Annotated in this window: 12 protein-coding genes; 6 read left to right on the top strand and 6 right to left on the bottom strand. The window is 72.4% G+C overall.

Features of this window, described 5'->3' with window-relative positions:
* The 4 genes from JWP64_RS08845 to JWP64_RS08830 all read right to left on the bottom strand — a co-directional run.
* Positions 1–581: hypothetical protein (locus JWP64_RS08845; protein WP_297494388.1), on the bottom strand; the 581-nt coding region annotated here is incomplete at its 3' end.
* A 134-nt stretch (positions 582–715) separates the two neighbouring features.
* Complete coding sequence (locus JWP64_RS08840; RefSeq protein ID WP_297494385.1) at positions 716–1,444, bottom strand: PIG-L deacetylase family protein; 729 nt, start codon at positions 1,442–1,444, stop codon at positions 716–718.
* Positions 1,445–1,483: 39 nt separating this feature from the next.
* A complete protein-coding gene (locus JWP64_RS08835) occupies positions 1,484–1,789 on the bottom strand; it encodes a hypothetical protein (RefSeq protein ID WP_297494382.1) in 306 nt (101 codons plus the stop codon).
* A gap of 77 nt (positions 1,790–1,866) precedes the next feature.
* Positions 1,867–2,178, bottom strand: a complete 312-nt coding sequence (locus JWP64_RS08830) for a chorismate mutase (RefSeq protein WP_297494379.1) — start codon at positions 2,176–2,178, stop codon at positions 1,867–1,869.
* A 233-nt stretch (positions 2,179–2,411) separates the two neighbouring features.
* Here JWP64_RS08830 and pcrA point away from each other — a divergent pair, with 233 nt between their 5' ends.
* Positions 2,412–4,754, top strand: a complete 2,343-nt coding sequence (gene pcrA, locus JWP64_RS08825; protein ID WP_297494376.1) for a DNA helicase PcrA — start codon at positions 2,412–2,414, stop codon at positions 4,752–4,754.
* Between the two features lie 162 nt (positions 4,755–4,916).
* Here pcrA and JWP64_RS08820 read toward each other — a convergent pair whose 3' ends face one another.
* Both JWP64_RS08820 and JWP64_RS08815 read right to left on the bottom strand, forming a co-directional pair.
* Entirely contained in the window at positions 4,917–5,828 is a 912-nt protein-coding gene (locus JWP64_RS08820; protein ID WP_297494372.1) for a M23 family metallopeptidase, read from the bottom strand.
* Between the two features lie 212 nt (positions 5,829–6,040).
* A complete protein-coding gene (locus JWP64_RS08815) occupies positions 6,041–6,997 on the bottom strand; it encodes an alpha/beta fold hydrolase (protein ID WP_297494369.1) in 957 nt (318 codons plus the stop codon).
* A gap of 148 nt (positions 6,998–7,145) precedes the next feature.
* Between JWP64_RS08815 and JWP64_RS08810 the strand changes: the two genes are divergently transcribed.
* The 5 genes from JWP64_RS08810 to JWP64_RS08790 all read left to right on the top strand — a co-directional run.
* Positions 7,146–7,496 carry a hypothetical protein gene (locus JWP64_RS08810; protein ID WP_297494365.1) on the top strand — a complete coding sequence of 117 codons (351 nt, stop codon included), beginning with the start codon at positions 7,146–7,148 and terminating at the stop codon, positions 7,494–7,496.
* Positions 7,497–7,641: 145 nt separating this feature from the next.
* A complete protein-coding gene (gene sucC / locus JWP64_RS08805) occupies positions 7,642–8,832 on the top strand; it encodes an ADP-forming succinate--CoA ligase subunit beta (protein WP_297494362.1) in 1,191 nt (396 codons plus the stop codon).
* 2 nt (positions 8,833–8,834) lie between these two features.
* Entirely contained in the window at positions 8,835–9,722 is an 888-nt protein-coding gene (sucD, locus tag JWP64_RS08800; RefSeq protein WP_297494359.1) for a succinate--CoA ligase subunit alpha, read from the top strand.
* A gap of 196 nt (positions 9,723–9,918) precedes the next feature.
* Positions 9,919–10,968: a DUF5336 domain-containing protein gene (locus JWP64_RS08795; RefSeq protein WP_297494356.1), complete on the top strand. Its 1,050-nt coding sequence runs from the start codon at positions 9,919–9,921 to the stop codon at positions 10,966–10,968.
* 84 nt (positions 10,969–11,052) lie between these two features.
* A partial coding sequence (locus JWP64_RS08790) for a DUF6350 family protein (RefSeq protein WP_297494353.1) occupies positions 11,053–11,575 on the top strand: 523 nt, incomplete at its 3' end.

Below are 11,575 nucleotides of genomic sequence, written 5' to 3'. Positions count from 1 at the left end.
GCGGGGGCGGACGTCCCGGCGGCGGCGGGGCCGGCTGCCACCGGGCCCAGCGCGCTCGGGAAGGCGACGTTCATCCAGGAGCCCGGGGCGGCGGTGCCGGCGTCCAGGGCGTTCGACGCGAACGCGGCCGACGCGGGGTCCGCCCCGTCCGGGAGGCGCTGGCCGGGGAAGCTGCCGTCCGCCGACGCCTGTGCCTCGGAGCTGCCCGAGGAGGCGTTGGTGAGGACCGCGGCACCGAGCACCGAACCCGCGGCGAGCAGCGTGCCCGCGGCGATCGCGCTGCGCCTCACGGCGGTCCGGGCGGGACCGCGCGGGGTGGGGACGGCGGCCGGGGCCGGGACGTCCACCCGGCCCTCGCGGCGCAGCAGCGATCCGACGGACACGACCTCGGCGGAGGCGGTCGTGTGGATGGCGGCGAGCGCGGCGCCATCCATGACGGGCCTGGCCTGCTCCGGGATGAACGGGGCGGCGTCGGGCGAGGAGGTGCGCTGCGCCGGGGGGTTCCGGCGCATCAGCTCCGCCACGGTGACCCTGCCGGTGAGCGGCAGCTTGTTACCGACGCGGTGCTCGAACGTTGCCACGGTGGAACGACCTCCAGGGACTGTGCGACCCGAACAGGTCTACCCGAGTGACGGTGTGTCGTCCAAGTGCTACTCGCCCGCTCGTCGCTGCTCACCCGTTCGGTCGAACTCCGTTCATCGGGCGAGAGGTACCGCTAGCCGATCGTCACAACCTGGAAGGCCTCGGCGACCCGGCCGGCAGGAAGATCGAATCGCCTGGCCACGGTGCCACCGACGCCCCGCAGGAGCTCCTCGAGGTCCGTGCGATGAGCGGTCTGCGAAACATGTGCGCGGAGCGAGGCAACCTTCTTGGGGAAGCTCTCCGTGACGTCCACGACGTGGTTCGTCCGCTCCTCCGGGGCGCCCATGAGCCACATCTCGGAGACGGTCCATGCCTCGAGGCCCTCGTCGGCGAGCAGTTGCGGGTGCGCGAACGGGTTGCGCGCGTCCGGGTAGACGGCCGCGAGGGCGGCCTCGCCGGCGGCGCGGTGGTCCGGGTGGGAAGCCCCGATCCGGTTCCACCAGATCTCCGGGGACTGGGTCAGCACCCGCTGCGGCCGGACCCTGCGGATCTCCCGGCTGATGTCCCGGCGCAGGGGGATGTCGACGATGAGCCGTCCGTCCGGGTAGCCCAGGAACGTGACGTCGTCGACGCCGACCTCCTTGGCCGCGGCGCGCTGCTCGGCCTCCCGCAGCGGGCCCATCTCGGCGCGCGGGGTGTCGTCGAAACCGCCCGCGTCACCGGAGGTGCAGATGCAGTAGGCGACGTGGATCCCGGCGTCGACCCAGGACGCGACGGTCCCCGCCGCACCGAAGTCCACGTCGTCCGGATGGGCGGTGACGACGAGGACGCGCTCGACGTCGGTCCGGGGGGAGACTGGCACGGTTGAAGACTCTCTACGACCTCGTCCGTGGTGGCTCGCTCAGCGGCTCGTCGGGTACCGGTTGCGTTCGGCGTTGAGGCCGTTCCAGCCCATCAGGCCGCCGCCGGCCGCCAGCAGCACGCCGAGGACGTCCATCGTCAGGCCGCCGGAGGTGAACAGCAGGCCCAGGAGGGCGAGCCCGGCCGCGCCGCCCGCGGCGGGCCAGCGGGTGCGCGTGTAGGCGGCGATCTCCGCACCCGCCGCCCCCTTCTTCTTGGCGGCGTTGGACAGCATCGCCACATATCCGACGTGACCCAGGGCGGCGAGAAGCCCGACGAGCGCGATGAGCGTGAACACGATCCCCATGGCCCCCACAGTGCCACGGCCGGAGACCACCGTGGGGTGGAACCCGTCGGAGAGTTGCGGAGGTCAGGGGCGGGTTCTCAGCGTGTTCCCAGCCGGCCCCGGCCGAGCCGCAGCAACATCAGCGCCAGCTCGCGGCCCTCGGGGCCGAGCTCGCGGAAGCGCTCCAGCACCCTCATCTCGCGGCTGTAGACGATCCGCGGACCACCCGCGGCCATCCGGGCCACGCCGATCCGCTTCGAGACCTCGGTGCGCCGCTTGATCAGGCGCAGGATCTCGGCGTCGAGGTGGTCGATCTCGAGCCGCAGCTCGCCGATCTCCTCGGCGGACGGGATGTCGGTCTCGGCTGCGGCGTTCTGCACGGCGCCGGAACGGTCGTCGGTCACGGACATGGTCTCCTCCTGGTGCGGGCCCACCGCCCCGGACACACGAACGCCCCGGGGTCCTGTGGACTCCGGGGCGTAGGTCGGTCTGCGTCAGGCAGGACGATCGACGGGTGCCGGAATCCGGTACCCGTAGGAAAATCGTCCGTCGCGGTGCACCCGGGCAGTGTGCCACACGGTCGCCTCCGGGGGCAGTGTCGGTTCGGGAACCGTCACCCCGCAGAGGTACCGTGTTCGACACGATGAGCGCGCTGTTCGAACTCCCCGCCCAGGCCACCGTCGAGCCCACGACGGCGCGGGGTCGCGCCCTGCTCGAGGGGCTGAACCCGAAGCAGCGGGAGGCGGTCGTGCACGCGGGCACCCCGCTGCTGATCGTGGCCGGGGCGGGGTCGGGCAAGACCCGGGTGCTCACCCACCGGATCGGCTGGCTGCTCGCCGAACGGGACGTGCACCCGGGCGAGATCATGTCCATCACCTTCACGAACAAGGCCGCGGCCGAGATGAAGGAGCGGGTGGACGCGCTGGTCGGGCGCCGGTCCGCCGCGATGTGGGTCTCCACGTTCCACTCCATGTGCGTGCGGGTCCTGCGCCGCGAGGCCAAGCACCTCGGCGTGCGCAGCGCCTTCTCGGTCTACGACGCGGACGACTCGCGCCGGCTCGTCGGCCTCGTCGCGCGGGACCTCGAGCTGGACCCGAAGAAGTTCGCCCCGCGGGCGCTGGCCGCGCAGATCTCGAACCTCAAGAACGAGCTGCTCTCCGCGGACGACGCCGCGTCCCGCGCGGGCAACGAGCACGAGCGGCGGATCGCCGAGGTCTACGCGAACTACCAGTCCCGGCTGCGCCAGGCGAACGCCTTCGACTTCGACGACCTGATCATGGAGACGGTCTCGCTGCTGCAGCGGATGCCCGCCGTCGCCGAGTACTATCGGCGCCGCTTCCGACACGTGCTGGTGGACGAGTACCAGGACACGAACCACGCGCAGTACGTACTGGTCCGCGAGCTGGTCGAGCCCGCGACGGCCGGGGCGCGGCCCGCCGAGCTGTGCGTCGTCGGGGACTCGGACCAGTCCATCTACGCCTTCCGGGGCGCGAACATCCGCAACATCACCGAGTTCGAGCAGGACTTCCCGGACGCCTCCACGATCCTGCTCGAGCAGAACTACCGCTCCACCCAGACGATCCTCACGGCCGCGAACACGGTCATCGCCCGCAACCCGAACCGCCGGGACAAGCGCCTGTGGTCGGACCAGGGGGACGGCGAGAAGGTCGTCGGCTACGTCGCGGACAACGAGCACGACGAGGCGTCGTTCGTCGGCCAGGAGGTGGACCGCCTCGTCGACTCCGGGGAGTTCCGGAACTCGGACATCGCGATCTTCTACCGGACCAACGCCCAGTCCCGCGTCTTCGAGGACGTGTTCCTGCGGATCGGGCTGCCCTACAAGGTCGTCGGCGGCGTGCGGTTCTACGAACGCAAGGAGATCCGGGACGCGCTGGCCTACCTGCGGGTGCTGTCCAACCCCGAGGACACGGTGAGCCTGCGCCGGATCCTCAACGTGCCCAAGCGCGGGATCGGGGACCGGGCGGAGGCCGTCGTCGCGGAGTACGCCGAGCGGGAGCGGATCTCGTTCGCCCAGGCCCTGCGGGTCGCCGCCGAGGAGCCGGCGCGGCTGCACGCCCTGGCCACCCGCTCGCAGCGCAACATCGCCGGCTTCCAGCGGATGATGGACGAACTGCGGGAGCTGGTCGAGCGCGGCGACGAGACCGCGGAGATCCTGGAGGCGGTGTACGCGCGCTCCGGCTACGTCTCCGAGCTCGAGGCCAGCGAGGACCCGCAGGACGGCACGCGCCTGGAGAACCTCGCCGAGCTGGTGACGGTGGCCCGCGAGTTCGCGGGCGACGCGGCGGTCGCCGACCTCGAGGTGGACGAGGACGTCGCCGCGGGGGCGCCGGAGCCCGGGTCGCTCGCCGCGTTCCTGGAGCGGGTCGCCCTCGTGGCGGACGCGGACTCCATCCCGGACGACGACGCGGGCATGGTCACCCTGATGACCCTGCACACGGCGAAGGGCCTGGAGTTCCCGGTCGTGTTCCTCACCGGCTGGGAGGACGGGATCTTCCCGCACATGCGCACCCTCGGGGACCCGGCCGAGCTGGCCGAGGAACGCCGGCTCGCCTACGTCGGCATCACCCGGGCCCGGGAGCGGCTCTACCTCTCCCGCGCGATCGTCCGGTCCGCGTTCGGGCAGCCCAGCACGAACCCGGCGTCCCGCTTCCTGGACGAGGTGCCCGCCGAGCTCGTGGACTGGCGGCGCTCGGAGCCGGAGCGCCCGTCGGCGCCGGTCGGCCGCTTCGGCTTCGGCCGCCGGGAGACCGCGACGGACCGCGGGGACTGGAAGGTCCCACAGCGCACCCTGAACGCCGAGATCAGCCTGGACGTCGGGGACCGGGTCAGCCACGACAAGTACGGGCTGGGCACGGTCGTCGCCTCGGACGGCATCGGTCCCCGCGCCACGGTCACGATCGACTTCGGCAGCTCGGGCACGGTCCGCCTGATGCTGATCGGCGGGGTTCCGCTCCAGAAGCTCTGACCCGCCGGCGTTCCGCGGCCGGGGGATCGGGGCATCAGGTCGCCGTCCTGCGTCGATCATGGGCAGGACGGCGCAGGCAGAGATCAACAGGCGCTCTTCTGCCCATGGTCACCGTGCTGAGGCACGCGTTGCCCATGATCGGGGCGCGAAGGGGCGGCGGGGTCAGTCCGCCGGGCCGTCCCCCGTGCCGGTGCTGGTGACGTCGATGCCCCTGGCCCGGAGCCAGGGCAGCGGGTTGATCTTGTTCTTCGCCGCGTCCCAGATCTCGAGGTGCAGGTGCGGGCCGGTGGACTGGCCGCGGTTGCCGACCTCGGCGATCTCCTCGCCGGCCCGGACCTTCTGGCCGACGCCGACGAACGAGCGGTTGATGTGGCCGTAGACGCTGTGCGTGCCGTCCGGGTGCTTGAGCACCACCCACATCCCGAACCCGCTGGCCGGGCCCGACTCCTCCACGACTCCGTCGGTCAGCGCGAAGATCGGTGTGCCGATCGGGGCGGCGAGGTCGATGCCGTAGTGCGTGACGCCCCAGCGGGCGCCGAAACCGGAGGTGAAGCGGCCGTCAGTGGGGAGGACGTAGGCCGTGCTTCCGTCCAGGACGGCCTCGGGGGCGCCCCCCGCGAGCGCCGCCCTGATCATCGACGTGCGCTTCTGCATCTCCTCGCCTATGCCGGCGGCCTTGACCAGGCTCGCGACGTCGACCTCGGACCTCTCGTCGAGCGCGGGGAGCGTGAAGGAGTTGCCGAGCTGGTCGCCGCCGATGGCGTTCGCGCTGGTGGCCGGCGCGGCCGAGGCGGCCGCGGACTGCACGGGGTCCGTCACCGGGAGCATCGCGTTCTGGGCGAGCTTCGCGTACGGGTCGTCGGAGACGCCGAGGTCGCCGTGGGCCGACACCAGGGTCTGTCCCGCGGCGACGAGCGCGCCGCCGGCGACGGCGAACGCCATCGCGCGGACGTGCAGCGACGGCGAGGGTGGCGCCGGAAGCCGGTGCGTTCCCGACGGGGCCGACGCGTGGGGGGCCGCGTCGTACTCGTCGGGGACCGGTCGGGCGCCGCTGGGGGAGCGGTGGCGCGCCAAGACCTGCCCTTCTCGACAACCCTGGGGTGGGCTTCGTGCATCCTGCCGGTGGCGGCGGCGACATCGGGTCGGGGAACCCTGGCGGCTGTCGATTCGGGGTCGGCAGCCTGTCGTCGTGATCGCTCCGTGACACGGACCGGGTGAACGTAGCGGGGTTACCGGCGAGTCGGCAAATTCGGCGCGCGCTCGTTCGGGCCCATGGCCCGATCGGCTCACGAGGCGGGCGAGGCTCCTGCACGCAGTGTGTCCGGCACCCGCGTGATGTGCCGATGACGCCGACGGAAGTGCTGGTCGTGGATCGGCCGGGCGAGCACGGTGGCGACCCAGTGCACGGTGCGTGAATCCACGGGCAGGGCCAGGTGACCCACGTCACGGAGCTCCAGCTCGTCGATCCGCAGGTCCGGATGGCTCAGTCGTGCATTCCTCTGGGGGACGACCATCTCGTCCATCCGGCTCCACACGACGACGAACCGCGTCGTGCAGCCGGGCGCCGGCTCGTCGAGCTCGGCGAGGACGTCCGAGCCGGGGCGCAGCTGACGGGCCAGGGGGGTGGGCATCAGGTAGGCCATGTTCGAACCGGCGTGCGGGCTGCCCATCGTCACCAGGGTGTCCACCGACTCGGAGCCGCCGAGCCGCTGCACGTAGTAGCGGGCGATCATGCCGCCGAGCGAATGGCCGACGATGTGCACCTTGTCCGCGCCGGTCTCCGCGCGCAGCCGCTCGACGTGGGCGCGCAGCTCGTGCGCGGCACTGCGCAGGTCCCCGGTGAGGAGGCTGTAGTTGATGGCGTGCACGACGCCGAAGCCGCGGCGCCGCAGCGCCCGCCGGAACACGGTGAACACGGACCGGTTGTCCATGATCCCGTGGACGAGCAGGACCGGTGTGCCCGCGGCCTCGATGTCCCCGACGACCAGTGACCGCTGGGCGGGCGGGAGGTCGTCGGTCCGGTAGACGTCGTGCTGGTGGATCTTCTCGCTCGCCAGACCGATCGGATAGAGCGCGACGTGCGCGGCCAGCCAGGCACTCTCGAGCACCAGCCCCCGGAGGCCCGGGGGCGTGCCGAACGTACGCAGTGCGTAAGCGCCGACGCGTCCGGCCTCGGCCGCCAGGGACTGCACGCCGCCGGCCAGCAGTGCCAGGCGGCGCAGTCCGCCCTGGACCAGCGCCATGGATGAACGGTAGGCCACGTCACAGAGAATTGCCGGGTGAAACAGCACCGAAACATTCGGACCGCTCATCGCCCCTGATCTCCTGGTCAGGGGGCCGAACGGGTGGCCCGCTGGGCCGGTCGGTCGCTGCGTCGAGCACAGTGTCGGTATGAGTGAGCGGGTGCGTCTGATCCTGGTCGGCCCGGATGGCGGCACCGGCGGTCCGGGTACGGACATCGGCGGGCTGGCGCGCACCCTGCGTGACCGCGGCACCGAGGTGATCCTGCTCGACGAGGCCCGCTCGGCCCGGCACGTTGCCGCCGTCGCAATGCAGGAGGACGTGGACGCGGTGCTCCTGCCGGAGGCGCCGGAGGGTCTCGTCGCCGCCGTCCGCGACGAGCTCGGTGCGGGCGGCGCGGACGACGTCGCCGTCGTCGCGGGGGAGGCGGGAACATGTGTCGCACGCCTCCCGGATCGACTCGGGGTGGTGGACCTCACCCCTCGCGACGGGGCAGGGTGATTGCTGTCACCGCCCCAGGTCAGGGCACGTGTTGAGCACGTCGCTAGGGTCCTATGGCAGCAGCACGATCGGTCCTGCGGTCGATGCCGGCCGGAATCGCAGCAGCGGTCCCGCGACAGGGCGAGCACACCGCGGGCACAGCGAAGTGGAGCGGGAGAACCGAGTGGACCTGTACGAGTACCAGGCGAAGGATCTCTTCGCCGCACACGGAGTCCCGGTGCTTCCGGGCAAGACGGTGGACAACGCGGATGCCGCCGCGGCCGCCGCCGCGGAGCTGGGCACCGCTGTCGTGGTGAAGGCCCAGGTCAAGACCGGAGGCCGGGGCAAGGCCGGCGGCGTGAAGCTGGCCGAGACTCCGGACGAGGCCAAGGAGAAGGCGAACGCCATCCTGGGCCTGGACATCAAGGGCCACACCGTGCACCAGGTGCTGGTCACCACGGCGAGCGACATCGCCGAGGAGTACTACTTCTCCTTCCTGCTGGACCGGTCGAACCGCACCTTCCTGGCCATGTGCTCGGCCGAGGGCGGCATGGAGATCGAGCAGCTGGCCGTCGAGCGCCCGGACGCCCTGGCCCGCATCGCGATCGACCCGATCGCCGGGGTGGACAAGGCCAAGGCCGCCGAGATCGTCGCCGAGGGCAAGATCCCGGCCGCGGTCGCGGACCAGGCCGCGGACGTCATCGTGAAGCTGTGGGAGACCTTCGTCGCCGAGGACGCGACGCTCGTCGAGGTCAACCCGCTCGTGCGTGACCCGCAGGACAAGGTCATCGCCCTCGACGGCAAGGTCACGCTGGACGAGAACGCCGGCTTCCGGCACCCGGCGCACGCCGAGCTCGTCGACGAGCGCACCGAGAACCCCCTCGAGGCCAAGGCGAAGGCCAAGAACCTCAACTACGTCAAGCTCGACGAGGGCCAGGTCGGCATCATCGGCAACGGCGCGGGCCTCGTCATGAGCACCCTGGACGTCGTCGCGTACGCCGGGGAGAAGCACGGCGGCGTGAAGCCGGCGAACTTCCTGGACATCGGCGGCGGCGCGTCCGCGCAGGTCATGGCGGACGGTCTGGACGTCATCCTGGGCGACCCGGACGTCAAGAGCGTGTTCGTCAACGTCTTCGGCGGGATCACCGCCTGCGACGCCGTCGCGAACGGCATCGTCGAGGCGCTGAAGATCCTCGGCGACTCGGCCACCAAGCCGCTCGTCGTCCGGCTCGACGGCAACAACGTCGTCGAGGGCCGCAAGATCCTCGACGACGCGAACCACCCCCTGGTCACCCAGGTGGACACGATGGACAACGCGGCCGACAAGGCCGCCGAGCTCGCAGCAGCGGGGGCCTGATCATGTCGATCTTCCTCAACGAGAACAGCAAGGTCATCGTCCAGGGCATCACCGGCGGCGAGGGCACCAAGCACGCCACCAAGATGCTGGCGGCGGGCACGAACATCGTCGGCGGCGTGAACGCGCGCAAGGCCGGCACCACGATCACCCTCGGCGGCAAGGACCTCACGGTCTTCGGCACCGTCGAGGAGGCCATGAAGGAGACCGGCGCGGACGTCAGCGTCGTCTTCGTGCCGCCGAAGTTCGCCAAGGACGCCGTCATCGAGGCGATCGACGCGCAGATCCCGCTCGCCGTCGTCATCACCGAGGGCATCCCGGTGCACGACTCGGCCTACTTCTGGGCGCACGCCGTCGCCAAGGGCAACAAGACCCGGATCATCGGCCCGAACTGCCCCGGCATCATCAGCCCCGGCAAGTCCAACGCGGGCATCATCCCGGCGGACATCGCGGGCGCGGGCAAGATCGGTCTCGTGTCGAAGTCCGGCACGCTGACCTACCAGATGATGTACGAGCTGCGGGAGTTCGGCTTCTCCACCGCGATCGGCATCGGCGGCGACCCGATCATCGGGACCACGCACATCGACGCCCTCGAGGCGTTCGAGGCGGACCCCGAAACCGCCGCGATCGTGATGATCGGTGAGATCGGTGGCGACGCCGAGGAGCGGGCCGCCGCGTTCATCAAGGAGAACGTGACCAAGCCGGTCGTCGGCTACGTCGCGGGCTTCACCGCCCCCGAGGGCAAGACGATGGGACACGCCGGCGCCATCGTCTCCGGCTCGGCGGGCACCGCGCAGGCGAAGAAGGAGGCCCTCGAGGCCGCCGGGGTCAAGGTCGGCAAGACGCCGTCCGAGACCGCCGCCCTGATGAAGGAGATCATCGCCGGGCTCTGAGCCTGAGGCCTCTCCGGAGGCGGATCGGCCGACGCGCGGGCCCGGGAACCCTTCCGGCGCCCGCGCGTTCTGCTGTCAGCAGGTGTCGGCGTCCGGCTGTGCGGGCGCGGTGGGCTAGCGTTTGCCGCGACCGGTGTCCGACGCGACCAGTACGTCCGAGAACGACCGCCGTGCCCGGTGGTCCAGGGAGCAGTCGATGAGCCAGCAGCACGAGCCGCCCGCCACCTCCGGGGAGACCGGATCCGCCCGCGCGGCCTCCGCGCCCCCGCTCGCCCCCGGACCCGCCCGGATGCTCGTCCTGGTGGGTGCCGGCCTGGCGCTGGTGGTCTACCTCCTCGGCTTCTTCACCGACATCGGCTTCGGCCTGGGGACCACGCTGGCGCTGGCCGGCGGCCTGCTGGGCGCGGCGGCCCTGCTACCCGCGGCCGGCCGGGTGCTCCTGCCCGGCGCCGTCCTCGCCACGGTCGGCTTCCTGGTGTTCCTGCAGACCGTCACCACCGTGCAGGGCTCCGCGGGCGGGATCGTCATCACAGGCCTGGTGCTGGCCTTCCTCGTGGCCGCCGTGCTGGTCGCCGCGGTCCTGCTCGACGCGGGGATGCTCTCGCTGCCCGCCCCGCGCCCGTCCCCGCAGAACTCCGGCGCGTACAGCCAGCCCGGCTACGGCGGCTACCCCGGGCAGGGCTACGGCCAGCAGGGCTACGGCGCCCCGGGCCAGCCCGGGTACGGCCAGCCCGGGTACGGCCAGCCCGGGTACGGGCAGCCGGGGATCGGTCAGGGCAGTCAGCAGTACGGCCAGCCGGGCTACGGGCCGCAGGGCGGCTACGGCGGCGGGTACGTCCAGCAGCCCGCGCCCGGCCAGCCGGCCTACGGCCAGCCCGGGTCGGTCCAGCCCGGTCCGGGTCAGCAGGGTTCCGGGCAGCAGGGTTCCGGGCAGCCAGGCCAGGGCCAGCAGCCGTGGGGCCAGCAGCCGCCCTACGGCCAGGCCGGGTACGCCCAGACCGGACCCACCCAGGCCGTCGGCACGCCGCCGGGCCAGTCCGGGGCCGGCTCCCCCGAGACCCAGGCCGGTGCTTCCGGGCAGCCGCAGGACCTCGGCGCCACCCGGGTCGACGGCCCTCCGGTCACGGACGGGCCGCCCGAGGAGCACGCGAGCCGGCACGGTCAGCCGGAGGAGCAGCAGCGCCCCGGGAACGGCGGCGAGCACACCACCGTCATCCAGACCCCGCGCAAGGACGACCGGGGCTGATCCCGGTCGTCGCGGGTGACCGGCCCGCGACCGCACCCGGCGTGGCAGGCTGACGCGCGGCCGTCGCGCTGCGACGCTGGCCGGGTGACCCGCACCCTCTCGGCTCCCGACCGTCCCGAGACCCCCGGCGACGAGCGCGGACCGGGTGACGGCCCCGCCCCGGTCGAGGGGCTGGACCGGCTCCGGATCCTGCTGGCCGCCGCCATGGGCACGGTCCTGGTCAGCTACGCGATGCTGGTGCCGGTCGCCGCGCTGATCATGGGCACAGCGGGCGGGAGCGCCTCGGTGGACGGCGCGTTCGCGGTCTCCATCCCGCTCTGGCTCGCCGCGCACCAGATCCCGATGACGCTCGAGGGGCAGCCCATCGGCGTCCTCCCGCTGCTGCCCACCCTCGCGGTCGCGGTCGTCGTCGCGATCGGGACCCGCTGGTCCGTCCGGCGTCTGGGCGGCCGGGGCCGCGTGGACCCCGGCCCCGTGATCGCCGGCCAGGCGGGCGCCCACGCCGCCGTCGCGGTGCTCGGCAGCGCGCTGCTGCCCCGGGCGGCCGAGGTCGTCGTGTCCCCGTGGGGCGCGATGGTCGGCGGCGGCCTGGTGGCGGGGCTCGCCG

Origin of the sequence: Pseudonocardia sp. (genome assembly GCF_025465255.1) — a bacterium.
In the GTDB taxonomy this organism is placed as follows: domain Bacteria; phylum Actinomycetota; class Actinomycetes; order Mycobacteriales; family Pseudonocardiaceae; genus Pseudonocardia.
This window is presented reverse-complemented; position numbering and strand designations above follow the sequence as displayed.

What these genes read in the sequence shown, in the direction of transcription:
- JWP64_RS08835 (WP_297494382.1), bottom strand. Translation starts at nt 1,789, where the DNA reads ATGGGGATCGTGTTCACGCTCATCGCGCTCGTCGGGCTTCTCGCCGCC.
- JWP64_RS08830 (WP_297494379.1), bottom strand. Translation starts at nt 2,178, where the DNA reads ATGTCCGTGACCGACGACCGTTCCGGCGCCGTGCAGAACGCCGCAGCC.
- pcrA (WP_297494376.1), top strand. Translation starts at nt 2,412, where the DNA reads ATGAGCGCGCTGTTCGAACTCCCCGCCCAGGCCACCGTCGAGCCCACG.
- JWP64_RS08815 (WP_297494369.1), bottom strand. Translation starts at nt 6,997, where the DNA reads ATGGCGCTGGTCCAGGGCGGACTGCGCCGCCTGGCACTGCTGGCCGGC.
- JWP64_RS08810 (WP_297494365.1), top strand. Translation starts at nt 7,146, where the DNA reads ATGAGTGAGCGGGTGCGTCTGATCCTGGTCGGCCCGGATGGCGGCACC.
- sucD (WP_297494359.1), top strand. Translation starts at nt 8,835, where the DNA reads ATGTCGATCTTCCTCAACGAGAACAGCAAGGTCATCGTCCAGGGCATC.
- JWP64_RS08795 (WP_297494356.1), top strand. Translation starts at nt 9,919, where the DNA reads ATGAGCCAGCAGCACGAGCCGCCCGCCACCTCCGGGGAGACCGGATCC.